Below are 24,803 nucleotides of genomic sequence, written 5' to 3' on the forward strand. Positions count from 1 at the left end.
AGCGCGCATTGGTTTGGCGCCATGCCTGTCATCGTTCGCGTACAACGCCATGTATTCCTTGAGCTTTCCTCCCATGAATTGCAGCGCCGGGTTTGAGCGGGAGAAGCGTACATCCATTGCACCCCGCGTCGGGCCGAGCGTGGAGGATGTATCTCTTAGGCGATAGTGTAAAAAACACCGACAGATTCGAACTGATGGAAGACGCTGCTGGCCAGCCGCATCCACGGATTCAAAGGTTCGCAATCCGCGCACTCATCAGCGACAGCCGTGTAGACAGCACTTCCAGAAACGCCTTGTAGAAATGCATGCGGCAGGTGTCGGATGCGCGTTGCAGTGCCCGTGCGCGCATGGTGATGACCTCGACCTCGGTGGCGGCTTCGATTGAGGCCGAGCGGATGCCGCCGCCGGCCGAGAACAATGCCATCTCGCCGAAGCACTCGCCGGCGCTGAGCACATTCAGCAATTTGCCCCGTTTCTTGACTCGTGCCTCGCCTTCGGCAAGAAAGCAGAAGTGATCGCCCGCTTCGCCTTCCTTCATGATCATGGTGCCGGGCTGCAGGTGGCTCCATTGCGTCAGCGTGATGATCTCCCACAACTCCGCATCGGCGAACTCGCGAAAGAAGGCAATGCTGCGCAAGGTCTGGAACTTCTCGGCTTCGGGGAGCGTCTTCCGGTCCAGCGCGATGCTGCGGTTGCGAAACGCCAGTGCCAGATCGTGCGAGAACTCGGCCCAGGTCTGGTAGCGGCGGTCGAGTTCCTTTTCCATCGCGCGACGCACGATGGCGTCGAGTGCTTCGGGGATCTCGGGCCGCAGTTCGATCGGAGGCTGTGGGGTGTCGTTGGCGATGCGGTAGATCAGGCTGTAGTTGTTGTCGGCCTCGAAAGGCAGGCGCCCGGTCAGCATCTGGTACATCACCACGCCGAGCGAATAGATGTCGGTGCGATGATCCAGCGGCATCTCGCGCACCTGCTGCGGCGACATGTAGGCTGGAGAGCCGATGCCCGCGATCTGGGTGGTCTCGCTTGCCTTTTGCAGGGCCGCGCCGAAGTCCGAGATGCGGATGTCGCTGCCGTCGGGCTTGCACAGCAGGATGTTGGCGGGCTTGATGTCGCGGTGGGTGACGCCCTGGTGGAAGGCGTAATCGAGCGCCCGGCTGCACTTGAAGATGATCTCGATCAGGCGCTCGAATGGCGGCAGGCTGTCGGGGCGCACCAGCGCCTCGAGCGTTCCGCCCGGCACGAACTCCATCACCACATAGGCGTCGTTGTCGTCGATGACTGCATCGTAGATCTGGGCGATGTGCGGGTGGGTGAGTTTGCCGGCGAGGGCCGCCTCGTTGAGCATGAGCTGACGATAGAGGCGGCCGCGGTCGCGGTCGCTGACGAGCTCCGGATACAGCTGCTTGAGTGCGACTTCACGCTGGTGGAAGGCGTCCCATGCCAGATAGACGGCACTGGTCGCCCCTTCGCCAAGAAGGCTGCGAATCTCGTACTTTCCGATCCGCTCCACCTGCATGATCCCTCAGCCCAGCTGCTTGCGCGCGCGCAAAATGGCTGCCCGAACCTGATCGGGTGCGGTGCCGCCCACGTGATTGCGGGATGCGAGTGAGCCTTCGATGGTGAGTACCGCGAAGATTTCCGGGCCTGCGCGCTCGGCCGCACCGGGCACTTCGGCCATGGCTGCGCGCAACTCGTCCAGGGTGAACTGGGGCAGGTCGCAGCCGCGTTGCTCGGCAGCGCGTACCGCCAGCGCAACGGCTTCATGCGCGTCGCGGAAGGGCAGGCCCTGCTTGACGAGATAGTCGGCGAGGTCGGTCGCGGTGGCAAAGCCCTGCGACAGTGCGCCGCGCATGTTGTCTGCCTTCACCTTGATGCCGGTGATCATGTCGGCGTAGATGCGCAGCGTGTCGATGACGGTGTCGGCGGTGTCGTACAGCGGCTCCTTGTCTTCCTGATTGTCCTTGTTGTAGGCCAGCGGCTGGCCTTTCATCAGGGTCAGCAGTGCAATCAGGTTGCCGTTGGTGCGGCCGGTCTTGCCGCGCACGAGTTCGGGAACGTCGGGGTTTTTCTTCTGCGGCATGATGCTCGAGCCGGTGCAGAAGCGGTCGGCGAGGTCGATGAAGCCGACGCGCGGGCTCATCCACAGAATGAGTTCTTCGGACAGGCGCGACAGATGCGTCATCAGCAGTGCGGCTGCGGCACAGAACTCGATGGCGAAGTCGCGATCGCTGACGGCGTCGAGCGAGTTGTAGCAGACCTCGTCGAAGCCGAGTTCGGCGGCCACGAATTCGCGGTCGATCGGGTAGCTGGTGCCGGCCAGCGCGGCCGAGCCCAGCGGCAGGCGGTTGACGCGTTTGCGGCAGTCGGCGAAGCGCTCGGCGTCGCGCCGGCTCATCTCGTAATAGGCCATCAGGTGATGACCGAAGGTAACCGGCTGCGCCACCTGCAGGTGAGTGAAGCCGGGCATCGGCGTATCCGCGTGCTGTTCGGCGATGTCGAGCAGGTTGCGCTGGAAGTCGCCGATCAGTTCAAGCGTCTGGTCGATTGCATCGCGCAACCACAGGCGGATGTCGGTCGCGACCTGGTCGTTGCGGCTGCGGCCGGTGTGCAGGCGCTTGCCAGCGTCGCCGACGAGCGCGGTGAGGCGCTTCTCGATGTTCAGGTGGACGTCTTCGTCGTCAAGGCTCCAGACGAACTCGCCGCGCTCGATTTCGCCCGCAATCTGGGCCATGCCGCGCTCGATGTCCGCAAAATCGCTGGCGCCGATAATGCCTTGGCGGGCGAGCATCTTTGCGTGGGCGAGCGAGCCACGGATGTCCTGCGCGGCCATGCGCTGATCGAAAGTAACCGATGCGGTGTAGCGCTTGACCAGGTCCGATACCGGTTCGGAAAAGCGACCCGACCAGGCTTTGGCGGGCTGAGATGAGGTAGCGTCTGTCATGATGTCTGGTACTTTGAGAGTGCGGGCTGAGGTGCGGTCGGCGTCGTTCGCGGTGGGCGATCGTTTTCGCCGGCCTGTGCTAGACCGACAGTATAGAGGAACGGAGCACGCTGTTTCGTCCCCAGGGGGCGGCGCTAAGGGCGTAACGACGCCTGCAGGCGCGATAACTGCCTCCGGCTGACGGGAACGGGTTCGCCCACTTCGTCCATCTCGAGCCAGTGGTGTCCGACCGCATCGCGCTCAATCGAGCGCACGGCTGCACGGGAGATCAGCCAGGCACGGTGAGCGCGCAGGAAACCTGCGGGTTCGAAGCGGGCTTCGAGTTCCTTCAGGCTGTCATCGACGAAGAACCGGCCCTGACGGGTGAACGCGGTCACGCCCTTGTCTTCAGCCCGGAAGGCCAGGATATCGTCCGCAGGGACCAGGCGCGAGCGTCGTCCGGCAAGAACCGAAAGCATGGGCAAAGGTGCGCCCTGGTTTGTGGTCTGGGTGGCGCGCGTAGGGCGTTGCACCGTATGCAGCGCATCGATCAATTGCGCTGCGCTGACGGGCTTGAGCAGGTATCCCGCGGCCCGTGCAGAGAACGCATCGAGCGCGAATTCGCGGTGCGCGGTGAGGAAGATCACTGCCGGCGGATTGGCGAGTTCCGCCAGCCAGTGCCCCAGCGAGATGCCATCTTCGCCCTGCATTTCAATGTCGAGGATGACAACATGAGGCACGTGCTTGCGGATGTGCTCGCGCAGGCTCTCCGCGCCATCGGCCTCGCCGGTGATTCGGATGTCGGCTTGATCTGCCAGTAGCCGCCGCAGTCGTGCGCGCGCCAGTCGCTCGTCGTCGACGATCAGGACTTCAAGTGTCTTCATGATCTCCGTTCCGCGATGGGCAGGCTGAGGCGGGCAAAGAAGCGCCCATCTTCGCTCCCGGTCTGCAGCGATGCACGCGTGCCATAAAACGCATCGATCCGCGTCCGGGTGCTGTTGAGTCCGATCCCGTTCCCCTCCGCGGGGTGAGCGCCTGGCCCAGCAGATGCAATGTCGTTGCCGATGGCGATGACGAGGGTGTCAGCGTCGGTCTCAATGGAAATACTGATGTCGCCGCCCTCAGCGCGCTGGCACACGCCGTGGCGGACAGCATTCTCGACCAGGGTCTGCAGGCAGAGTGCGGGTACTTCGATCTCGGGAAGATGCTCAGGTAGCGTCCAGGTCACGCGCAGGCGCTCCTCCAGGCGCATGGACTCGAGTGCGAGGTAATCGCGAACCACCTCGAGCTCTCGAGCGATGGGTACCGAGGCACCGGTTTCGAGGCTGGCTCGCAGCATCCGCGCGAGGGCTTCGATCATTTCCTCCGCGCGCGATGCATCGGTTGCAACGAGTTCGGTGATGCCGTTGAGGCTGTTGAACAGGAAGTGAGGGCGCATTCGCGCGCTCCATGCTTCCAGTTCGGCGGCGGACGACCGCGTTCGCCAGTGGCGAAGACGGGATGCCTGCCAGCTCACCAGCCCGAGCGAAAGCGTGAGAATTCCCCCGATCATTCCGACATCCTGCAGGAAGGCCCACTGGCTTTCCTCCACGATGTCCAGCGGCCGCATCAGAGCATGGGTGATACTGCCGACCACCAGCGACCATACAAACAGCACGGCCAGGGCGGCGGCCGCCTTGAAGCGGGCTTTGAGCTGTAAAGGGCGCAAAAACGCACATACAAGGAAGTACCAGGGGAGTACGATCCACAGGCCAAAAAAACCAAAGAGACCAAAGCGTTCCCAGCGATTGCCCGGCGCGCCCGGCGCGACGGCGAGCAGTGCGGCGACGGCCATGCCCAAGGCAATGCAGACGAGCAGTCCCTCCACCCGACAACCGGCCTGCCAGGCGCCTGCATCCCGCTTATCCTGAAAAAACGACCGTCCGTCCATCAGTGCTTGTCTCCGCCGTTCGGCATGCGCTAACGTAAATTCACGCGTAATGGTAAGTCCAAGTGCAATGCCAGAAAATTCAAACTTGATGTCAGGGCAGTATCTTCTTCGCCGGCACCGCCGCGCGAAGGGATTTTCGCTGATCGAACTGATGGTCACGCTCGCTGTCCTCGCGATCCTCATCGGTGTCGGTGTGCCAAGCTTTCAGGGCATGATCGCCAACAGCCGCATCGCGGCTGCGTCCAGCGACGTCGTATCGGGCATGTATGCCGCCAAGAACGAAGCCATCAAGCGGAATGCGTCCATTCGCTTCTGTATCAATCCCACAACGGGCGCATGGCGGGTGGCGGACCTCGCCGGAACGGACCTCAGGGTCGGCGAGCTTCACACCGCCATTGGTATCAACACGACTGGACTCGATACTTCTTCCGTTGCGAACAATGCATGTGTGCGTTTCAAGGCAGACGGTTTGTCGTATGGCGTAACGAATCTGATCACTGCGGGCACGGTCACGCTTAGCCAGGCGGGGACTGCCAACAAGGTCGTCAATGTTCGAGTGGGGGTGATTCATGCCGGCTGACAGGCGCAACCGCCAGATATTCAAGAATGCTCAGGGGGGATTCACCCTGATCGAGGTGCTCGTTTCCGTTCTCGTGTTGTCGATCGGCCTGCTCGGCATGGCGGCGCTGCAGATCAACGCGATGAAGAACAACCAGAGCAGCTTCCAGCGTACCCAGGCAATCATGCTCAGCTACTTCATGCTCGATTCGATGAGGACCAATCGCACGGATGCGCTCAACGGCAACTACAACATGGTGAAGACCTGCGCAGTGCCAGCCGTCGGCGGATCCCTGGTGTCCAACGATCGTCACTTCTGGGTACAGGCGCTCAAGGACAACATCGCGAACGACAATGGTACCTGTGGTGAGATCGCCTGTGCCGGCACCACCTGCACCGTGCGCATCTACTGGGACGACGGTCGCGGCACAGGGGGCTCTTCGACGCAAATGTTCCAAACCTCAACGCGGCTGTGATGACGATGTCGAGAAATCTACCCAACTCCCAGGCCGGTCTGACGCTGGTCGAGCTGATGATTGCAATGACGCTCGGCCTGTTCTTGCTGCTTGGCCTGACCAATGTGTTTCTGGCGCAGCGGCAGTCGTTCCGAGTCAATGAGAATCTCTCTCAGATGCAGAACAACACCCGGGTGGCGTTCGAACTGATGGCACGGGAGATTCGCGAGGCCGGCGGGAATCCCTGCGGTACGACGCAGGTGGCCAATGTCGTGAACGGAGCCAGCACCTCATCCTGGCTCGACTGGGATACCGGCGGAATTCTGGGTTACGAAAGCAACGTTGCGCTTCCCGGCAAGGCGTTCGGTACGACAACCGGAGCAAGGGTTGCGGGGACCGATGCCGTTACGATCCGCACCGGGTCGATGAACAACAACATTGTCATTACCGAACACAATCCGGCTTCGGCACAGTTCAAGGTCAATACGACGGCGCATGGAATCGCCGATGGTGACATGCTGATGGTGTGCGACTACAAGCAGGCCGCCATTTTTCAGGTGACAAGTGCCTCTGCGACGAACGTGACCATCGTGCACAACACCGGGACCGGAACGCCGGGAAACTGCAGCAAGGGGCTGGGCTTTCCGACCGATTGCAGTTCGGTGACCGGGAATCAGTACGATTTTTCCAATAATGGCTTTCTGACAAAGTTCAGGTCGACCGCCTGGTATGTTGGCAACAATGCGCAGGGTGGTCGTTCGCTGTTCCGTATCGTCAATGGTGCAACGGGGTCGCCTGAGGAGATCGCTCAAGGTGTCACGGACATGCAGTTGCAATATCTGACAAGGACGGGCACGAATCCGGCCGGTTCCTATGTCGATGCGTCTGCCGTGACATCGTGGGACAACCCCCCCGCGGCGACTCAGGTTGTTGCGGTGAGAGTCATTCTCGATCTCGAGTCCCGTGATGCGGTGGGTACCGATGCGGCCACGCTCAAGCGGCAAATGATGCATGTGGTCAGCCTTAGACATCGGGAGATCGTGGAATGAAAACGGCAATGACGCCGAGGGCTCAGCGCGGAGCCGCGCTGATCGTTTCCCTCATCCTGCTGATTGTGCTGACCTTGCTCGGCTTGTCCAGTATTCGGACGGTTGCTCAGGAAGAGCGCATGACGGCCAATACATACGACCGCAGTCTCGGTTTCCAGGGGGCGGAGTCGGCCTTGCGCGTCGGAGAGGCGGTTGCCCAGGTGCAGGCGGATGCTGCGCCAGCCAACCCGGGCTTCGACAGCGCCGGTGTGTACTCGGACAGCGACAGCTCCTGTGGCGTGTCCCCGTGTCAGGGGGGGCTGTGCTCGCAGCCGGACAAGGATTGTGGTGTCCGCTGGCTAGACAGTGCGTTCGCGGGCTGGGTCAATGCAGGCGGGCTCAGTCTGGGCGCTCTTGCCGAAACGCCACAGTATTTCGTCGAATATCTTGGTGGCAGCTTCCCCTGCAATATCGATGATCCGACCAGTGGTGCGCAGAACTGCAAGCGTTACCGCGTGACTGCTCGCAGCAATAGTGGCGGCGATCGCGCAAACGTCATCCTGCAGTCGATCTATGCGGCCGAATGAGAGGTGCACAATGAAAACCAATGCTGATAACCGTTCGACCCCGGTGCTGCGCATGCGCAGCGTCCTGGCTGCCGCAATGCTGGCGGGCGGTCTTGGCGTCTCGCTGACTGGTGCTGCGGCGCCAACGATTCCGGAGACGCCGCTGGTCGCGACGCAATCGGCGGTACCATTGAGCATGATGGTCGTCGGCCGGGACCACACGCTGTTCTACGAAGCCTATAACGACGCCAGCGACATTGACAGTGACGGCACGCTGGATACCCGGTTCAAGCCAGCCATCACGTATTACGGCTTGTTTGACTCGACGCTGTGCTACTCGCACTCGAGCGGCGCCACCAACTCCGACCTCTTTACCCCCGCAGCGACGGCGGGCACTTTGGGGAAATGTTCCGGAGGGAAGTGGTCGGGCAACTGGCTGAACTATGCCACGACCAGCCGTATCGATGCCTTGCGCAAGGTTTTCTACGGCGGCTATCGCGATGTCGATACCACTGCAAAAACCGTGCTGCGTCGGGCCTATGTGCCGCAGGATGCGCACTCGTGGGCCAAGGAATACACAAGCTCAAGTGTTGACGGCTACGATATCAGCGACTACACGCCACTATCCAAACCGAGCAGCGGCAAGCGTCATTTCTTTGGCAACCTGACCGCGACGGCGGGCGTGAATTGCGCGACGCTTTCCAATTGCAGTGACAAGCCGCCCTTGCTCCGAGTCGTGCAGAACAGTACTCGCAGGGTCTGGGAGTGGGCGTCTACCGAGCGTCCCGTGTTGAGAGACAACGATCACGGTGGCGCCTCGCGCACCGACTATACGGTGCGGGTCGAGGTCTGCACTTCGACCTATAACAGTGGGTGCAAGTCCTATCCGAATGGGAGTCTGAAGCCGATCGGCCTGCTGCATGAGTATGGCGAGAACGAGGCCATGCTCTTCGGCCTGATTTCCGGCAGCTACAACAAGAGCATGTCGGGCGGGGTGCTGCGCAAGGTGGTGTCGTCATTCAAGAACGAGGTCGATACCTCCACCGGCCAATTCACAACATCAGCAACAATCGTCAATGCGCTCAACAGTCTGCGCATTCGGGATTTCAACAACAGCCGTACCGACAATGCCTATCGTGGTGGCTGGGTGACGACCCGGGCGATGAAGGAGGGCGAGTTCGTCGACTGGGGCAATCCGACCGGTGAGATGATGTATGAAGCCTTGCGGTATTTTGCCGGGAAGAAATCGGCCACCTCGGATTTCTCGACGTCCGGCAGTTATGACGCTGATATTGGTCTGTCTGCTGCGACTTGGGATGACCCCTACCAGAGTAGCAGTGCGGCAGCTGCGCAGTGGTGTGCGCGTCCGAACATGCTCGTGGTTTCGGGTATCAACCCCTCTTTTGACTCCGATCAGTTGCCGGGGACCAGTTTTGGTTCGTTCTCGGGTGACATGAGCGGAATGAACGTGTCGGATATCGCCAATTCGATTACTTCGGGCGAGTCGGGAATTGCCGGTAGCCGCTACATCGGCCAGGTCGGCACGAACTACGATGGGGCGCCGACTGCCAAGACCGTCACGACGCTGGGCAACATCCGTGGCCTGGCGCCCGAGGAGCCGACCAAGCAGGGCAGCTTCTATTCTGCCTCGGTTGCCCATTTCGGCAAGGTCAACAGTGTGCGCAGTGACCTCAAGGGTACCCAGACCGTTGATACCTACGCCGTGGTGCTGAGTTCGCCCTTGCCGCGCATCGAGGCGAAGACCTCGTCCGGCAGCACTATCACTGTGGTCCCCTTCGCAAAGTCGGTCGGTGGTTCAAGCATCTCCAACAGCAAGGGCAGCTTTCAGCCGACGAACCAGATTGTCGACTTTTACGTCGATACCATTGCGAACTCGTCGGGGGCATCGGGTGCCGATTACGACGCGTCCATCAATAGTGGCCGCTATTACGCAAAGTTCCGCATCAACTTCGAAGACGTCGAGCAGGGCGCAGACCATGACATGGATGCGATTGTCGTCTACGAGATTTCGGCGGAGGCCAACGGTGAGTTGAGGGTCAAGCTGACTCCCGAGTATCAGGCCGGCGGCATACAGCACAGCATGGGCTATGTCATTTCGGGGACAAGCAAGGACGGTGTTTACCTTGTCGTCCAGGATGAAAACACTAACCGCTATTACCACCTGAACGTACCGCCGGGGATGGACCCGGGCGACTGTGATGTTACCAATCCGCCTGCCGCTTGCAACAAGCTTCCCTATACCGGCAACGGCACCAGCGACCGCACTTTCACGCCGGGGTCTTCAAGCGCGAGTCTGCTGAAGGATCCGCTGTGGTACGCGGCGAAGTGGGGTGGCTTTGTCGACAGTAACAATAACAAGAAGCCTGACCTGACGCAGGAGTGGGATGCAGACGGCAACGGCGTTCCCGATACCTATTTCCTGGTGCAGAACCCGCTCAAGCTCAAGGAGTCACTGAAGAAGAGCTTCGACACCATCGTCGACCGCAGTGCAAGTGCAGGCAACATCACCTCGAACGGTCAGCAGCTGCAGACCGACAGCAAGGTGTTCCAGACCCAGTTCAACAGCAAGACCTGGGAAGGTGAGTTGTTTGCCTACTCCATTACATCGTCGGGGGTGAGTACGACGGCGGCGTGGAAAGGGTCGAGTGGCATTCCGGCGGCAGGGTCGAGAAAGCTGGTCTCCTGGGATACCGGCGCTGCGACGGGTATCGAGTTCGAATGGGGAAAACTGTCCAGTTCGCAGAAGACCGCACTTGGTTCGGAGGATGTGCTTAATTTCCTCAGGGGAGATCAGTCCAAGGAGGTTCAGAACGCCGGCATCTATCGCACGCGCAGCAAGTTGCTGGGGGACATCGTTCATTCGTCGCCATATTACGTCAAGGACAGCGACACGGTGTTTGTCGGTGGCAACGACGGCATGTTGCACGCGTTTTCGGCCACCACCGGTACCGAGTTGTTCGGCTATGTCCCCGGACTCACCTTCAGCAAACTCTCAACGCTGGCCGCGACCACCTATAGCCACACGTTCTTTGCCGACGGTGATATTGCCGTATCGACGCTGACGCAGACCCCTGGAAAGAACATCCTGGTGGCGTCTGCAGGTCGTGGTGCGAAGGGCCTGTTCGGTCTTAATGTGACCACGCCGGCTTCATTCTCGAAATCGAATGCATTGTGGGAGTACAGCGGGGCTTCTGACAACGACTTGGGCTACGTGCTAGGTCGCCCCCAGATTGGAACCCTCGAGAGCGGTGATACCGTCGCGGTGGTGGGGAACGGGCATAACAGCGTCAATGGTTATGCGATGCTGTATATATTCAACCTTGAAACAGGCGTCTTGCTGAAGAAGATCGACACCAAGGTGGGCAGCGACAACGGAATGTCGACGCCAACCCTGCTCGACTCCGACGGCAACGGCAAGATCGACAAGATCTACGCGGGCGACCTGAAAGGCAACGTCTGGCGTTTTGATGTGAGCGGGAATAGTTCGGGGACCTGGAAGTCCTACTTCCTCTCCGGAAGTACGCCGCAGCCGCTGTTTACTGCGAAGGATTCGAGCGCGGTGGTGCAACCGATCAATGCGCAATTGACTGTTTCGGTCAATTCAGTGAAGAGCGACGCGAACTACGGCAAGACCTTCGTGCTCTTCGGAACCGGCAGCTATGTGTATGGCAGCGATCCCAACGACAAGCAGGTGCAGTCCTGGTACGGCGTAATCGACGAGGACACAAAGGTGGCGTCGCGATCGGACCTTGTGCAGCGCACGATCCAGACCACCGGTTCAGTTAGTGGTTATGGCGTACGTGTGTTTTCGGAAGCCAGCAGCAACGACATGAGCGGCAAGAAGGGCTGGTACATTGACCTGAAGGATCCGACCGCAAGGGGCGAGCGCATCGTGACACGCTCGATCGTATACGGATTCCTTGAGCCAGTGCTGCTTGCCAGCAGCATCATTCCTGACCCGGATCCGTGTGAGGCGGGGGGGAGCGGCTATGTGAATGCAATCAACCCCTACACCGGTGCTCGGCTTGAGTACTCTCCCTTCGATCTCGATGACGACGGCAAGTTTGATGGTAACGACAAGCTGTCTGGCGCCGTGGTTGGTTCCTTCGATCCCAAAATTGGTATGCCGGGAGAGGCGACGATCGTTGGCGATCAACTCATCGTTTCTGGTTCGAGTGGCGGTATTGCCGATATGCGGATCAACCTTGGGCTGAAGCGGACCGGGCGTATCTCCTGGCGCGAAATTGTGAGGGACTGAGTAATGAAGGGCCAGAAAGGTTTCACCTTGGTTGAAGTGATGATCGTGGTTGCGATCGTCGGCATTCTTGCAGCAGTGGCCTACCCGAGTTACCAGCAGCATGTGCTGAAGACCCGGCGGGCTGCAGCAGCAGGATGTCTGCTTGGGCATGCACAGTTCATGGAGCGTTACTACACAACGAACATGACCTACGTTGGAGCGGTGCTTCCTGCCGTGTCTTGCACGTCGGAATTGAGTGGCTTCTATAACTTTGGGTTCAATGCGGGAACGCCGGTGTCGGCAACAACCTATTTGATCGAGGCGACGCCACAAGGCACGCAGACCTCAGACACACGATGTGGGACGCTTGGTATCAATCAAGTGGGAACCAAAACCGAATCGGGGACGGGGACTCCTTCAGACTGCTGGTGAAATGCGGGGAGCAGATCCCTGTGCCTGAAACGAAATGCCCGCTGACATGAATAGTGTCAGCGGGCATTTCTATTGGCTTGCCGGCGGCTATTGGGCGCTCCTCATCGACGGGGCGTTTGCGGTCCCCGAGTTACCATGCCGATGAAGTGTGGTGCGCCGCGGCCTTGGCAGCATTGGGCATCATGACTACCCGCTGTTGCGCAAGCCCGCGGCGACGCCGTTGATGGAGATGTGAATGCCAAGGCGGATGCGCTCGTCTCCCGACTGCTCGCGGTGGCGTCTGAGCAGTTCGACCTGCACGTGGTTGAGCGGGTCGAGGTAAGGGAAGCGATTGCGGATCGAGCGCTTCAGCAGCGGGTTGGCCGCAAGCAGTTCGTCCTGGCCGGTGATCGCCAGCAGGACCTCGACCGTGTCCTTCCATTCGGCGCGGATGCGGTCGAAGATGCTTGAGCGCAGGTCGGCGTCCTTTACAAGTGCCGCATAGCGCGAGGCGATCGCGAGGTCGGTCTTTGCCAGCACCATGTCCATGTTCGACAGCAGGCTGGCGAAGAAGGACCAGTCGCGGTACATCGTCTGCAGTCTGGCGAGGCCGTCGTCGGGATTGGCGTTCAGCCAGGCCTTGACCGCCGAGCCGAAGCCGAACCAGCCCGGCAGCATCAGCCGGCACTGCGACCACGAGAAGACCCAGGGAATTGCACGCAGGTCTTCGATATGCGTGCCCTTCTTGCGCGACGCCGGACGTGAGCCGATGTTGAGGCCGGCGATCTCCGAGATGACCGTCGATTCCCAGAAGTACTGTTCGAAGCCCGGTGTTTCGTAAACCAGGCCGCGATAGGCCTTGAACGCAGTGTCCGACAAGGCCTGCATTGCCTCGAGGAAGGCGGCCGGGGTGGTGTCGGCGCCCGCCGGGCGCAAGCTGCTTTCGACGGTGGCGGCAACCAGGACTTCAAGGTTGCGCCGTCCTACCTCCGGGTGGCCGTACTTGGCGGCGATGACTTCGCCCTGTTCAGTGAGTCGGATCTGTCCCTGCACCGCGCCTTCGGGCTGGGCCAGGATGGCCTGGTAGCTCGGGCCGCCACCGCGGCCAACCGAGCCGCCGCGGCCGTGGAACAGGCACAGGCGGACTCCGTGGCGCGCGAAGGTTTCGACCAGTTCGCCTTCGGCCTTGTATAGCGCCCAGCCCGAGGTCAGGAAGCCGCCATCCTTGTTGCTGTCGGAATAGCCCAGCATCACTTCCTGAGTGTCCTGGCGCGCGTCGCTCAGCAGTTCGCGGTAGCTCGGGATCGAGAACATGCGATCCATGATGGTGGAGGCGTTCTCCAGGTCGTCGATGGTCTCGAACAGCGGCACGAGGTTGACGTCCAGCGCGTTCTCCAGCGGTCGCAGCAGGCCAGCTTCCTTGAGCAGGACCGCGAGCTCTAGAAGATCGGACACGCTGTCGGTCTTGGAGATAATGCAGTTGCGGATCGCGGCCTTGCCGTAGCGCAGGTGCGCAGCACGTGCTGCGCGGAAAATGGCGAGTTCCGATTCCGAGTCGTCCGAGTACTGAACGTGCGGCGACGCGAGCGGGCGGGCGGTGGCGAGTTCTTCTAGGAGCAGCGCGCAGCGGCCTTCCTCGTCCTGCTCCAGGTAGGCCGTGCCCGGACGGGCGACTTCGAGCAGCTCTGCGATGACTCTTTCGTGGACATCGGAGTTCTGCCGCAGGTCGATCGGTGCCAGGTGGAAGCCGAAGACCCGCAGTGCCCGGCGCAGGTGGCGCAGACGCCCGCGTGCAAGCGCAGCGCTGCCATTCGCCTGCAGCGAGCGGTGAAGGATGTCGAGATCATCCGAAAAGGCTTCGACGTTCAGGTAGGGCTCGGCATCGGCCACGGCATGGCGTATCGGGTCGCTACCGAGGAGCGCACGGTGTGTTGCCGAGAGGCGGGCGTAGATGCCGGAAATGGCACGCCGGTAAGGTTCGTCGCTGCGGTGCGGAGAGCTGTCGTGCGAGCGCTCGGCGAGGGCCAGCAGCGCGTCCGATGCGCTGACGAGGCCGTGCGCCAGCGACAGCTGCGAGCCCAGCGTGTGCAATTCGTCCAGGTAGTATCCCAGCGCAGCGGCAGCCTGCATCTTCAGCGCCTGTTCGAGCACTTCGGCGGTGACGAAGGGGTTGCCGTCGCGGTCGCCGCCGATCCAGCTCCCCACCTGCAGGAAAGGGGGCAGTTCGAGTGCGCCCAAGGCCGAGTCTGCCTTGCTCAGACGGTCTTCCAGGCTGGCGTAGAGGCGGGGAAGCTCGCGCAGGAAGGTGCTTTCGAAGTAGGACACGCCGTTGCTGACCTCGTCGATCACCGACAGCCGGGTCGGACGCAGCATGCGGGTCTGCCACAGCGTGAGTACCGCGCGGCGCAGGGCTTCGAGGTTGTTTTCGGCTTCTTCCGGTGTCAGCTGCATGCGGTCGCGCTCGTCGAGCAGCCTGGCGACCACGGTCTGGCAGTTGAGGATGCTCTTGCGCTGGACTTCGGTGGGGTGTGCCGTCAGCACCGGCGAGATCAGCGCGGTGTCGAAGAAGGCTGCGAGCTCCGCAGGGCTGGCAATGTCCTGATCGATGGCGTGGCCGATTGCGTGCGCCAGGCTGCCTTCGCGGGGGGCTGAGCCGGCCAGCAGGTGCGCGCGGGAGCGGCGGATGTGGTGCTGATCCTCGGCGATGTTGGCAAGGTGCGAGAAATAGCTGAATGCACGCACGACCTGGATGGTCTGCTCGCGTGACAGGGCGTCCAGAATGCCCTCGAGTTCGCGGCGTGCGGCGAGGTCGTCGTCGCGCCTGAAACGCACTGAGGTCTGGCGGATGCGCTCGATGAGATCGAAGCTCGATTCGCCCTGCTGGTCACGAACCGTGTCACCGAGCAGGCGGCCTAGCAGCCGGATGTCTTCGCGCAGGGGCGCGTCCTTGTCTTGAGTCATGAGCGGTCTGAAGAGGGTCGGGTTGAAGGGAGTTTCAGCGTGTTCTCGAGTTCAGCGTAGTGCGCGCAGCATCAACCGCGTTGCTGAGGTATTGCCCGTAAAAGTCGGGCAGCCTCATGCCGACAATGGCCTCGCCGATTCTGGCGCCATCCGGCCCATAGACCACGACGGTCGGGGTCAGGCGCACCTTTCTGACGCGTGCAAACTCGCGATGCGTCGTGCGGGTGCCCTCGAAGTCGACAAGCGCGGCATCGGAGTCGATATCGACCTGCCGGTAAAGTGCGTGATCCCGGGTTTCGGCAGCCGACGACATTGGCACCAGATAGCGACGGGCTTCTTCACACCAGGTGCAACCGGCCTGACTGTAGAGCACCACCATCGGCAGCGCCTCGGCGCGCATCCGTTCTGCATCCTGTGCCAGGTTCTCCGCTGCGGGCAGTCCCTGCGCTGCACTCAGGGTCATTGGTACGCATGCTAGAATTGCGAGCAGCCTGCGCGCCATTGGTGCGAACCCTGATGCTGCGTTGCCGCAAAAATGTGCCTTCAGCAGCATGACAATCGTTCTCCCAGCATGAGTCCTCCTAACGTGAGCCTTTCCGCCCCTGCATCTTCTTCGATCTCCGCCCCCGAACGCATCGTCATTGCGACCCGTGAGAGCCGCCTTGCCCTCTGGCAGGCGGAGCATGTGAAGGCGCGGCTCGAGGCATTGTATCCCGCCTGTCGGGTCGAGCTTCTGGGTATGACCACGCGCGGTGACCAGATCCTCGATCGTCCGCTTGCCAAGGTTGGTGGCAAGGGTCTGTTTGTCAAGGAACTGGAGACGGCGCTGCTCGACGGTACGGCCGATATTGCCGTGCATTCGATGAAGGACGTGCCCATGACGCTTGGCGATGAATTCACGCTGGGCTGCATTTCGGCGCGCGAGATTCCGCTCGATGCCTTCGTCTCAAACCGCTATGAATCGCTGGCCGACATGCCGCCGGGCACGGTGGTGGGGACCTCGTCGCTGCGTCGCGAGTCGCAGTTGCATGCACAGTACCCGTTTCTTGCCGTCACCAGCCTGCGCGGCAATCTCGACACGCGCCTGCGCAAGCTCGATGAGGGGCAGTACGATGCCATCATCCTTGCTGCCGCCGGTCTGAAGCGCCTTGGCCTCGGCGAGCGCATCCGCTCCACCTTGCCCGCCGAGATTTCGTTGCCGTCTGCAGGTCAGGGCGCGCTCGGCATCGAATGCCTGGCCACTCGCAGCGACATCGTCGAGTGCCTGCAGCCGCTCAATGACGCGGACACCTCTGCTTGCGTTCGTGCGGAGCGCGCTGTCGCGCGTGCGCTTGCCGGCAGTTGCGAGGTGCCGCTCGGCGCCTATGCGGAAGTCCGCGCTGGCGCGCTGTGGTTGCGCGGTTTCGTGGCGCTGCCGGACGGCAGCCGCATCCTGCGCTCCGAGCGTGAGGGCGCCGTTGAGGAAGCCGAAAAGATTGGTCGTGAGCTGGCCGAAGATCTTCGCGCCCAGGGCGCGGAGGAGATTCTGGCCGAGCTGGGCTGAAACGGGCGAGCCGCGGTCGTGGAGGCGGTCGAGCGGACATCGGATGCGCTGAACGGGCGCACGATCGTCGTCACCCGGCCGCAGGAACAGGCGGAAAGCCTGTGCAGGGCGATCGAGCAGCGCGGTGGCACTGCCTTGCGCTTTCCCGTGATCGGGATCGGTCCGCTTGCGGATCGCTCGGAGATCGAACGGGTTGCCGGTCGGCTGGATACCTTCGATCTGGCTTTTTTTGTCAGTCCGAACGCGGTGAGGTATGCGCTCGATGGCTTGCTGGTGGCGCGCGACTGGCCTGCATCGCTGCGAGTGGCAACAGTCGGCAAGGGGAGTGAGCGCGCGCTGGCGGCGCGTGGCTTCGGCAGGGTGATCGCGCCTGAATCCGGGTTTGATTCGGAGTCGGTCCTCGCGCTGCCGGCGTTTGCGCCCGCAGCCGTGCGCGGACGGCGGATTCTGGTCCTGCGCGGAGATGGTGGCCGTGATCTCTTGGGTGAAACCCTTGTTGCGCGAGGCGCCGAGGTCGAGTATCTAAGCTGTTACAGACGTTTTTGTCCGGACGTCGAGCCTGATCGCCTGCTCGAACCGGTGAAGCGGCGTGAGGTTGATGGGGTGCTGCTCAGTAGCAGCGAGGGGGCGCGGAATCTGGCGGATATCGTCGGGGCGGCGGGGATGGTGCTGCTTTCGGATGTGCCCGTTTTTGCATCGCATCCGCGCATAGCAGCGCAATGTCGTGAGCTCGGATTTGCCCGGGTTATCGAAGCCGGGGCAGGTGACGAGGGCGCATTGCGCACGATAATTTCCTATTTTGGTTAAACTCTCGGCATGAAAGAAGAAACGCCTGCGCTCATTCAGCCGCCTCCAGAGGCGACTCAGTCCTCCGCTCCGAAAGCCGAAGCGGCCCCTGAACATGCGCCGGAGACGTCCGGCCGGGACGAAACACCAAACACCGAGCAGCCTGCGCGCAAGAGCGGTGTGGCCGGCTGGGCCTTGCTGCTGGCCATCATTGCCATTGGCGGCGCGGGCTTTGCCGTGTGGCAATCGTGGGAGTTCCGCGGGCAGGCCTCAGGCCTGCGCCAAGAGCTCGCAAGCAGGCTGACGCAGGGTGACACTGTCGCAACCGAGGCACGTGCCATTGCGCGCCAGCAGCAGGAGCTGATCTCGAGCCTGCAGGGCAAGCTGGGTGCGCTTGAGTCCAAGGTCGAGGAGACCGAGGGCCAGGCCGCGGCGCTGGAAACCCTGTATCAGCAGTTCTCCCGCTCGCGCGAAGACGGCGTGATGGCCGAAATCGAGCAGGCGGTGTCCATTGCCGCACAGCAGCTGCAGCTGGCCGGCAACCTCGAGGCCGCACTGATTGCCCTGCAGGGCGCAGAGACCCGGCTGGCGATGCATGATCGCGGGCAGCTCGCGCCGCTGCGCAGGGCGCTTGTCAGTGACATCGAACAGCTCAAGCAGACGCCCGTGGTTGATGTGCCCGGAATGGCGCTGCGTCTGGAACGACTGCTGGAAGGCGCCGATGCATTGCCGCTGGCCTTTGTCGGTGGGCCGCAGGGCGCGGAGGGCGAGCCTGAAAAGGTGGAGCAGAGCAGCGGCATTCCGGCGCTGGACTTCGCCAAACAGCTCGCACTGGATGTCTGGCACGATCTGCGCGGCCTTGTGCGTGTCGAGCGCCTTGACCCGGCTGCCGAGCCTGTTCTGCTAGCGCCGGCACAAAGTACCTTTCTGCGCGAGAACCTCAAGATTCGCCTGCTGACCGCACGTCTGGCCTTGCTGGCCCACGATGGGCGGACGTATGCCGCCGATCTCGCACAGGCGCGAAGCTGGGTTGAGCGTTTCTTCGATGTGCGCGACGAGCGCGTGAATTTCGTGCTTGAGGAATTGCGCACGCTTGAGGCGATGCCGGTGAGCATTGAGCGCAAGGGGCTGACCAACAGCTTTGCCGCGTTGCGACTGCTGCAGTCGCGCGGCGGTGAGGCTCCGGCACGTGCCGCGCCTGCGCCTGCTGCGAAGCCTGCGGCGGTGCCTCCGGCTGCTGCTGCGGAGCCTGCGCCGTCGGCTCCGGCGACTCCGGCGACGCCGCCCGTCACGCCAGCGCCTGCGAATCCGGCTCCGGATGCCGTCCCCGCGCAACCCGCTCCGGCTGGCGACAAGCCCGCTGCGGCGCCACAGTCCTGAGGGCCGGAACATGCGAGCCCTGCTCTGGCTGATCGCCATATTCGCACTTGCCGCTGGCGCGGCCATGCTGGCCGGCGCCAATGACGGCTACGTGCTTGTCGTGTTCCCGCCCTGGCGGGCGCAGTTGTCACTCAACCTGTTGCTGGTCCTGCTCGTGCTGGGCTTCATGCTCGGCTACTTCGTGATCCGCCTGGTTCGGCGCACCCTGGCCTTGCCATCGGTCGTCGGTCAGTGGCGCGAGCGCCGTCGCCGGGAGAAAGCTGGGCAGGCCCTGCGCGATGCGCTGCGGACCCTGTTCGAGGGGCGTTTCACGCAGTCGCTCAAGTTCGCTTCGTCGGCGTTTTCCTCCGGCGAGAGTCCGGCGATGGCTGCACTGGTGGCCGCTCGTGCGGCGCACGCCCTGCATGACGATACCCGCTACCGGATCTGGCTTGGACGTGCGGCGGACCAGGGCGAGGACGCCCGGGTTGCACGCTTGATGACCGAGGCTGAGCTCGCGATCGAGCAGAGGCGCTTTGTCGAGGCGGCCGAAACGCTGGAAACGCTGAAGCTTGCGGGGCACCGGCATATTGCCGCCCTGCGGTTGTCGCTGCGTGTCGCGTCGGCGCTCAAGCGCTGGGAAGAGGCATTGAAGCTGACCCGCCAGTTGCGCAAGCACAAGGCCTTGTCGGCAGAACAGGCGCTGCCTTTGCTGCGAAGGGCGCATATTGAGCGCCTGCAGGAATGTGCGGGTGACGGTTCGGCGCTTGCCCATCTGTGGTCCGAAATTCCTGCGGACGAACTGGCCGACCGCCGCCTGGTCGAGCGCGCCGTGCCCCTGCTGGCCGCAGCGGGTCAGGGGGCGCTGGCGCGTCGCACGCTTGAGCGCCTGCTCGATGCCGAGTGGGACGACGGACTTGCCCGTCTGTATGCGGGATGCGGTGAGGGCGAGGGGGACGAGGTGGCCTGTCTCGCGAAAGCCGAGGGCTGGCTCAAGTCACACCCGCGCGATGCCGGGTTGCTGTTTGCGCTGGGTCGCCTGTGCATTGCTTCGCAACTGTGGGGCAAGGCGCAGAGTTACCTCGAAGCCTCGCTCAATCTCCAGCCGACGGTTGAAACCCATCTTGCGCTGGCGCGCCTGCTGGAACAGCTTGAGCGGCCGCAGGACGCTCAACGCCATTACCGCGCCGCGGCCGAGCGGGTTTCGGTATAAGCCTGCCTCCGTCAGGAGGCTTCAGGCATAAGCGATTTCGGGTCCGGCGCCACGAATGCGCTGGGCCCGGATCAGGGCTTCGGTAATGTTCGATGTGACATTGTCGTCGCCGAGCTGGTCGAGAAACCCGGAACGGAAAACCAGCGAACCCGGCTGCGAATTCAGTCCGCACAGAATCAGTGTCGCCCCCCGCTTTTGCAGATTCCGGTGCAGCGTCTGCAGGATGTCCAGGCCCGTGGTGTCGATGTTGATGACCTTGTCGGTATCCAGGATAACGACATCGGGATGGCCGTCCTGCATCAGCAGCAGGTTCTCGAGCTTGTTGGCGGCGCCGAAGAACAGGCTGCCGAACATGCGGTAGGCGAGAATCCGGGGCGTGCCGTCTGCCCGCCTTACCCCCGCCACGCCGTAATGCTCCTCAAGCGGAATGCGTTCGATACGGGTCAGGTCTGACATCCGGTAGATGAAGAACAGGCTGGCCATGACCATGCCCAGCTCCACTGCGAGGGTCAGGTCGAAGATCACGGTGATGAAGAAGGTGCCCAGCAGGATGGTGCGATAGGCCAGGGTGTAGCGCGCGAGCTGGTTCGGCGAAAAGGCGTGCCACTCGCCCATGTTGATCGAGACCACGACGACGATGGCCGAAAGGGTTGCGAGCGGAATGTAGCTTGCGAACGGGGCCAGCACGAGGACGATGGCCAGCAGCACCAAGGCGTGAATGATGCCTGCAACGGGCGTCCGGCCGCCGGTCCGGATGTTGGTGGCGGTGCGGGCAATCGCGCCGGTCGCGGCAAAGCCGCCGAACAGTGGGGCGACCACGTTGGCGATACCTTGCGCCATCAATTCCTGGTTGGGGTCATGACGGTCGTCAATCTGGCTGTCGGCGACACGTGCCGACAACAGGGATTCGATTGCGCCCAGCAGCGCGATGGTGAGCGCAGGTGCGATCAGTTTGCCGAGGCTGCCGAGCGAGAGTTCGGGCAGTCCGATCTCGGGCAGTTCCTGCGGGATGCCGCCAAAGCGGCTGCCAATGGTGTCGACCGGCAGACTGAAGATCGCATTCACCAGGGTGCCAATGATCAGCACGGCAAGCGGGCCCGGAAGGCGTTTCATCCATGGAACACGCACCGCCCTCTTGTTCCACAGAACCAGCACGGCAAGCGAGGCACATGCGACTGCAATGGTGGGCAGATGCAATGTGGGGAGTGCCGCGTAGAGTGCTTCGAGCTTGGCGAAGAACTCGCCTGGGAGGTTGTCGATCTTGAGGCCGAGGAAGTCCTTGATCTGCGACATGAAGATCACGACCGCAATACCGTTGGTAAAGCCGATGACCACCGACAGCGGAATGAAGCGGATCATGCTGCCGAGGCGAAAGGCGCCCATCGCCAGCAGCATGACGCCCGACATCATGGTTGCGATCAGCAGGTTCTGCACGCCATGATCGACCACGATCGCGTAGATGATCGGAATGAATGCACCCGTAGGGCCGCCGATCTGGACCCGCGATCCACCCAGCAGCGAGATCAGCAGGCCGGCGACGATGGCGGTCCAGATGCCCGCAGTCGGTGACATCCCGGACGCAATGGCAAAGGCCATTGCCAGCGGCAGGGCAAGGACGCCTACGGTAATGCCGGACGACAAGTCCTGGGTGAAGCCAACGCGTTCGTAGCCGTGCAGCGTGTCGAGCAGTTTGGGGCGAAACCTGATGTTCATGATGTCTCCGTAATGCGGTCTTGCGACATGGCACTGTTGCTGATGCTTACGGAGACAGACGCCCTCGGCCGGCGCGTTGCAGCGCGATCCAGCGTTTCGAGGGCGTCAGCGGCATGGGTTTACTTCACCCGCATGCCGGGTGCTGCGCCGCCGTCGGGCGACAGGATGTAAAGCCCGCCGGTTTTGCCTTCGGGGTCGGATGCGGCAAGCACCATGCCTTCACTCATGCCGAACTTCATCTTGCGCGGCGCGAGGTTGGCCACCATTACAGTCATTCGCCCGACGAGCGTTGCCGGGTCATAGGCCGACTTGATGCCTGCAAAGACCTGGCGCGGACGTTCCTCGCCGATATCGAGTTGCAGCCGGATCAGTTTGTCTGCACCTTCGACATGGCTGGCGTCGACGATCTTCGCAATCCTCAGGTCCACCTTGGTGAAATCATCGATCGAAATATGACCTGACGTGGCTTCGGACGCAGGCGCTGCGTGTTGCTGCTTTTCTGCATGGCGCTGTTGCGAAGACGCGGTCTTGGCATCCTTTGCCGGCGCGGCGGCTGCCGGTGCAAGCGATTCGCGATTGGCCTCGAGCAGTGCATCGATCTGCTTGCGGTCGATGCGGGTCATCAGGTGCGCGTAGGCATTGATGGTGTGACCGGCGGGGAGCGGTTCCCAGGTGCCGGTCCAGTTCATCTCGGGAACGGACAGGAAGGCTTCGACCTGTCCTGCGAGCGCGGGCAGCACCGGCTTGAGGTAGCGGGTGAGGTCGCGGAACATGGTCAGTGCAGTCGAGCACACTTCATGCAGGCGCGCTTCCTGGCCTTCCTGCTTGGCCAGCTCCCACGGTTTGTGTTCGTTGACGTACTGGTTTGCGAGGTCGGCCAGATGCATGATCTCGCGCAGGGCACGACTGTAGTCGCGCTCTTCAAAACAGTTCGCGATCGAACCCGAATTCCATGCAGCAGCGAACTCGGCGATTGCTGCAGCGTCCGGCGCAGCAAGGCGGGCATCGAAGCGCTTGGTGATGAAGCCTGCGCAGCGGCTGGCGATGTTCACGAACTTGCCCACGAGGTCGGAATTGACCTTTGCGATCATGTCGTCGAGGTTGAGGTCGACGTCTTCCATGGTGCCGTTGGACTTGCCCGCAAAGTAGTAGCGTAGCCACTCGGGGTTGAGCTTCTGCTCAACGTAGGAGCGCGCGGTGATGAAGGTGCCGCGGCTCTTGGACATCTTGGCGCCGTCTACGGTCAGGAAACCGTTGACACACAGCTGGCTCGGGGTGCGGTAGCCGGCGAACTTCAGCATGGCAGGCCAGAACAGGGCGTGGAAATAGAGAATGTCCTTGCCGATGAAGTGGACCATTTCGGTGCCGCTGGCTTCTGCCCGCGCAGCGTCGGTGAAATCCTCGACACTGATGTCGCCACGCTTCTGTGCCAGCTTGTTGAAGCTGGCCAGGTAGCCGATCGGCGCGTCGAGCCAGACATAGAAGTACTTGCCCGGTGCGCCGGGGATCTCGAAGCCGAAGTAGGGCGCATCGCGCGAAATATCCCAGTCCGAGAGCTTGTTCTCGCCCTCTTCGCCCAGCCATTCCTTCATCTTGTTGGCAGCCTCGGCCTGCAGGCGGCGCGTGCCGGCCGCGTTGCTGCCGCGTGTCCATTCGCGCAGGAAGGCCACCGCACGCTCGTCAGACAGGCGGAAGAAGTAGTGCTCGGAGGTCTTGAGTACCGGCTTTGCACCCGACACTGCCGAGTACGGGTTCTTCAGTTCGGTCGGTGCGTAAGCGGCGCCACACACCTCGCAGTTGTCGCCGTACTGGTCGGCTGCGCCACACTTCGGGCACTCGCCCTTGATGAAGCGGTCGGGCAGGAACATTTCCTTGACCGGATCGTAATACTGCTCGATGGAGCGGGTGTCGATCAGCTCGGCCGTATTGAGCTTGCCGTAGATGTCTTCGGCGTAGGCGCGGTTCTCAGGGCTGTGCGTCGAGTGGTAGTGGTCGAATGCAACGCCAAAGTCGGTGAAATCGCGCAGATGTTCGCCGTGCACGCGGTTGATCAGCGCCTCGGGGGTGATGCCTTCTTTTTCGGCGCGCAGCATGACGGGCGTGCCGTGGGTGTCATCGGCGCAGACGTAGTGCACCGTATTGCCCCGCATGCGCTGGTAGCGCACCCAGATATCGCACTGGATGTATCCGACCAGGTGGCCGAGATGGATATCGCCATTGGCGTAGGGCAGTGCGTTGGTGACGAGGATCTTGCGGGACATGATGGCTTTGCTTGAATCGAAAGGTGAGAGTTTAGCAAAGCCGGCCGCCTATCCCGTCACCGGATGAGGTCGGCCGCATAAAGAATCGACGCGTCCAGGGGCGCGTCGGAGGGCTCATTCGAGCGCGCGCAGGAAAAACTCCACTCTGCGGTTGCGCGCACGTCCGGCTTCGCGACTGTTGTCGGCGATCGATTCGGCCTCGCCCTTGCCATCGGCTGACATGCGATCGAGCGCAATGCCGCGGGTACGCAGGTATTCCATGACTGCTTCGCTGCGCCGGATAGAAAGCTGCAGGTTGTACATCTCGCTGCCAACACTATCGGTATGGCCAACGATATGGATCGCGACGTCGGGGTAGGCGTTCAGGGTGGGAATGAGCGTGTCGAGTGCGCGGGCCAGCGGTGCGCGAAGTTCGACGCTGTCCGAACTGAATCCGTCGGACACCGGAATGCGGAGATGCAGGCTGCTGTCGGTCGGTGCGCCGACTTCGGCGCCGGCAACATTGCCAAGTGCCTTGTCGAGGCCTTGCCGCAGTCCCGGCCAGTCGATGCGGGGGACTGGTCTGGCGGCCGGTGCCGTGGTGGATGTCGATGTGGTGCCGCCCGTGGTGCCCGGGGTTGCGCAGGCCGACAGCAACGCTGCTCCAAGGCAGAGTGGCAGCAGAAGGTGTTTGCGAAGGCGGGCGGAGGTGGTGTTGAGCATGATCTGTCGCGTGATATGAAAAATGAATATTATCGGCCGAATTCGGGTAATCGGAAACCCTGATGTCGGAGAGGGTGAGTGAAAGTCCGGTGTCCGGTATGATTTCGCCCGACCCCGCCGTTTGGCGGATGCACCGATC

Annotated in this window: 19 protein-coding genes; 10 read left to right on the forward strand and 9 right to left on the reverse strand. The window is 62.2% G+C overall.

Annotated elements, in window-relative coordinates; all coding sequences use genetic code 11:
• Positions 1-229: 229 nt before the first annotated feature.
• The 4 genes from AC22G6_RS08215 to AC22G6_RS08230 form a co-directional block, all read right to left on the reverse strand.
• Positions 230-1,516: a serine/threonine-protein kinase gene (locus AC22G6_RS08215; protein ID WP_108950825.1), complete on the reverse strand. Its 1,287-nt coding sequence runs from the start codon at positions 1,514-1,516 to the stop codon at positions 230-232.
• 6 nt (positions 1,517-1,522) lie between these two features.
• Positions 1,523-2,941 carry an argininosuccinate lyase gene (gene argH, locus AC22G6_RS08220; protein WP_108950826.1) on the reverse strand — a complete coding sequence of 473 codons (1,419 nt, stop codon included), beginning with the start codon at positions 2,939-2,941 and terminating at the stop codon, positions 1,523-1,525.
• Between the two features lie 134 nt (positions 2,942-3,075).
• The gene (locus tag AC22G6_RS08225; protein WP_487366374.1) at positions 3,076-3,804 is read right to left on the reverse strand and encodes a LytR/AlgR family response regulator transcription factor; all 729 of its coding nucleotides are present in this window, start codon (positions 3,802-3,804) and stop codon (positions 3,076-3,078) included.
• Complete coding sequence (locus tag AC22G6_RS08230; protein ID WP_487366375.1) at positions 3,801-5,009, reverse strand: sensor histidine kinase; 1,209 nt, start codon at positions 5,007-5,009, stop codon at positions 3,801-3,803. The genes AC22G6_RS08225 and AC22G6_RS08230 overlap by 4 nt, the downstream gene beginning before the upstream one ends.
• Between AC22G6_RS08230 and AC22G6_RS08235 the strand changes: the two genes are divergently transcribed.
• From AC22G6_RS08235 to AC22G6_RS08260, 6 genes are read left to right on the forward strand one after another with little or no spacing between them, the layout of a single operon-like run.
• Positions 5,002-5,430, forward strand: coding sequence for a GspH/FimT family pseudopilin (locus AC22G6_RS08235; protein ID WP_487366376.1), 429 nt, complete (start codon positions 5,002-5,004; stop codon positions 5,428-5,430). The two genes, AC22G6_RS08230 and AC22G6_RS08235, sit on opposite strands and share 8 nt — an antisense overlap.
• Entirely contained in the window at positions 5,420-5,884 is a 465-nt protein-coding gene (gene pilV / locus AC22G6_RS08240; protein WP_487366377.1) for a type IV pilus modification protein PilV, read from the forward strand. Before AC22G6_RS08235 ends, pilV begins: the two co-directional genes overlap by 11 nt.
• Positions 5,884-6,912 (forward strand): PilW family protein, encoded by a 1,029-nt coding sequence (locus tag AC22G6_RS08245; RefSeq protein ID WP_487366395.1) that lies wholly within the window; start codon positions 5,884-5,886, stop codon positions 6,910-6,912. Before pilV ends, AC22G6_RS08245 begins: the two co-directional genes overlap by 1 nt.
• On the forward strand, positions 6,909-7,478 hold the full coding sequence (locus tag AC22G6_RS08250) for a pilus assembly PilX family protein (protein WP_487366378.1): 570 nt from the start codon (positions 6,909-6,911) through the stop codon (positions 7,476-7,478). The genes AC22G6_RS08245 and AC22G6_RS08250 overlap by 4 nt, the downstream gene beginning before the upstream one ends.
• Positions 7,426-11,736, forward strand: a complete 4,311-nt coding sequence (locus AC22G6_RS08255) for a pilus assembly protein (RefSeq protein ID WP_487366379.1) — start codon at positions 7,426-7,428, stop codon at positions 11,734-11,736. Before AC22G6_RS08250 ends, AC22G6_RS08255 begins: the two co-directional genes overlap by 53 nt.
• 3 nt (positions 11,737-11,739) lie before the next feature.
• Positions 11,740-12,147 (forward strand): type IV pilin protein, encoded by a 408-nt coding sequence (locus tag AC22G6_RS08260; protein ID WP_108973055.1) that lies wholly within the window; start codon positions 11,740-11,742, stop codon positions 12,145-12,147.
• A 186-nt stretch (positions 12,148-12,333) separates the two neighbouring features.
• Here the strand turns inward: AC22G6_RS08260 and ppc are convergent, their stop codons facing one another.
• Entirely contained in the window at positions 12,334-15,087 is a 2,754-nt protein-coding gene (gene ppc / locus AC22G6_RS08265) for a phosphoenolpyruvate carboxylase (RefSeq protein WP_487366380.1), read from the reverse strand.
• Between the two features lie 34 nt (positions 15,088-15,121).
• Complete coding sequence (locus tag AC22G6_RS08270; RefSeq protein WP_487366381.1) at positions 15,122-15,550, reverse strand: thioredoxin fold domain-containing protein; 429 nt, start codon at positions 15,548-15,550, stop codon at positions 15,122-15,124.
• Positions 15,551-15,673: 123 nt separating this feature from the next.
• Between AC22G6_RS08270 and hemC the strand changes: the two genes are divergently transcribed.
• The 4 genes from hemC to AC22G6_RS08290 are packed head-to-tail and all read left to right on the forward strand — an operon-like array spanning position 15,674 to position 19,988.
• Complete coding sequence (hemC, locus tag AC22G6_RS08275; protein WP_487366382.1) at positions 15,674-16,630, forward strand: hydroxymethylbilane synthase; 957 nt, start codon at positions 15,674-15,676, stop codon at positions 16,628-16,630.
• Between the two features lie 18 nt (positions 16,631-16,648).
• Positions 16,649-17,437 carry a uroporphyrinogen-III synthase gene (locus AC22G6_RS08280; protein ID WP_487366383.1) on the forward strand — a complete coding sequence of 263 codons (789 nt, stop codon included), beginning with the start codon at positions 16,649-16,651 and terminating at the stop codon, positions 17,435-17,437.
• A 9-nt stretch (positions 17,438-17,446) separates the two neighbouring features.
• On the forward strand, positions 17,447-18,796 hold the full coding sequence (locus AC22G6_RS08285; protein WP_487366384.1) for a uroporphyrinogen-III C-methyltransferase: 1,350 nt from the start codon (positions 17,447-17,449) through the stop codon (positions 18,794-18,796).
• A 10-nt stretch (positions 18,797-18,806) separates the two neighbouring features.
• Positions 18,807-19,988, forward strand: coding sequence for a heme biosynthesis HemY N-terminal domain-containing protein (locus AC22G6_RS08290; protein WP_487366385.1), 1,182 nt, complete (start codon positions 18,807-18,809; stop codon positions 19,986-19,988).
• A 21-nt stretch (positions 19,989-20,009) separates the two neighbouring features.
• Here AC22G6_RS08290 and AC22G6_RS08295 read toward each other — a convergent pair whose 3' ends face one another.
• The 3 genes from AC22G6_RS08295 to AC22G6_RS08305 all read right to left on the reverse strand — a co-directional run bounded on the left by AC22G6_RS08295 (position 20,010) and on the right by AC22G6_RS08305 (position 24,664).
• Entirely contained in the window at positions 20,010-21,701 is a 1,692-nt protein-coding gene (locus AC22G6_RS08295) for a SulP family inorganic anion transporter (RefSeq protein WP_487366386.1), read from the reverse strand.
• A 119-nt stretch (positions 21,702-21,820) separates the two neighbouring features.
• Positions 21,821-23,962 (reverse strand): methionine--tRNA ligase, encoded by a 2,142-nt coding sequence (gene metG / locus AC22G6_RS08300; protein ID WP_487366387.1) that lies wholly within the window; start codon positions 23,960-23,962, stop codon positions 21,821-21,823.
• Positions 23,963-24,076: 114 nt separating this feature from the next.
• Positions 24,077-24,664, reverse strand: coding sequence for an OmpA family protein (locus tag AC22G6_RS08305; RefSeq protein WP_487366388.1), 588 nt, complete (start codon positions 24,662-24,664; stop codon positions 24,077-24,079).
• Between the last annotated feature and the right edge of the window lie 139 nt (positions 24,665-24,803).

The organism is Parazoarcus sp. PS-13 R2A, from assembly GCF_057621855.1.

Bases quoted from the DNA above. Each gene is read 5' to 3' on its own strand.
- AC22G6_RS08305 (WP_487366388.1), bottom strand. From the start codon at position 24,664: ATGCTCAACACCACCTCCGCCCGCCTTCGCAAACACCTTCTGCTGCCA.
- AC22G6_RS08225 (WP_487366374.1), bottom strand. From the start codon at position 3,804: ATGAAGACACTTGAAGTCCTGATCGTCGACGACGAGCGACTGGCGCGC.
- AC22G6_RS08250 (WP_487366378.1), top strand. From the start codon at position 6,909: ATGAAAACGGCAATGACGCCGAGGGCTCAGCGCGGAGCCGCGCTGATC.
- AC22G6_RS08290 (WP_487366385.1), top strand. From the start codon at position 18,807: ATGCGAGCCCTGCTCTGGCTGATCGCCATATTCGCACTTGCCGCTGGC.
- AC22G6_RS08270 (WP_487366381.1), bottom strand. From the start codon at position 15,550: ATGACCCTGAGTGCAGCGCAGGGACTGCCCGCAGCGGAGAACCTGGCA.
- AC22G6_RS08215 (WP_108950825.1), bottom strand. From the start codon at position 1,516: ATGCAGGTGGAGCGGATCGGAAAGTACGAGATTCGCAGCCTTCTTGGC.
- ppc (WP_487366380.1), bottom strand. From the start codon at position 15,087: ATGACTCAAGACAAGGACGCGCCCCTGCGCGAAGACATCCGGCTGCTA.
- AC22G6_RS08260 (WP_108973055.1), top strand. From the start codon at position 11,740: ATGAAGGGCCAGAAAGGTTTCACCTTGGTTGAAGTGATGATCGTGGTT.
- AC22G6_RS08235 (WP_487366376.1), top strand. From the start codon at position 5,002: ATGGTCACGCTCGCTGTCCTCGCGATCCTCATCGGTGTCGGTGTGCCA.
- pilV (WP_487366377.1), top strand. From the start codon at position 5,420: ATGCCGGCTGACAGGCGCAACCGCCAGATATTCAAGAATGCTCAGGGG.
- metG (WP_487366387.1), bottom strand. From the start codon at position 23,962: ATGTCCCGCAAGATCCTCGTCACCAACGCACTGCCCTACGCCAATGGC.
- argH (WP_108950826.1), bottom strand. From the start codon at position 2,941: ATGACAGACGCTACCTCATCTCAGCCCGCCAAAGCCTGGTCGGGTCGC.
- AC22G6_RS08285 (WP_487366384.1), top strand. From the start codon at position 17,447: ATGAAAGAAGAAACGCCTGCGCTCATTCAGCCGCCTCCAGAGGCGACT.
- AC22G6_RS08245 (WP_487366395.1), top strand. From the start codon at position 5,884: ATGACGATGTCGAGAAATCTACCCAACTCCCAGGCCGGTCTGACGCTG.
- AC22G6_RS08295 (WP_487366386.1), bottom strand. From the start codon at position 21,701: ATGAACATCAGGTTTCGCCCCAAACTGCTCGACACGCTGCACGGCTAC.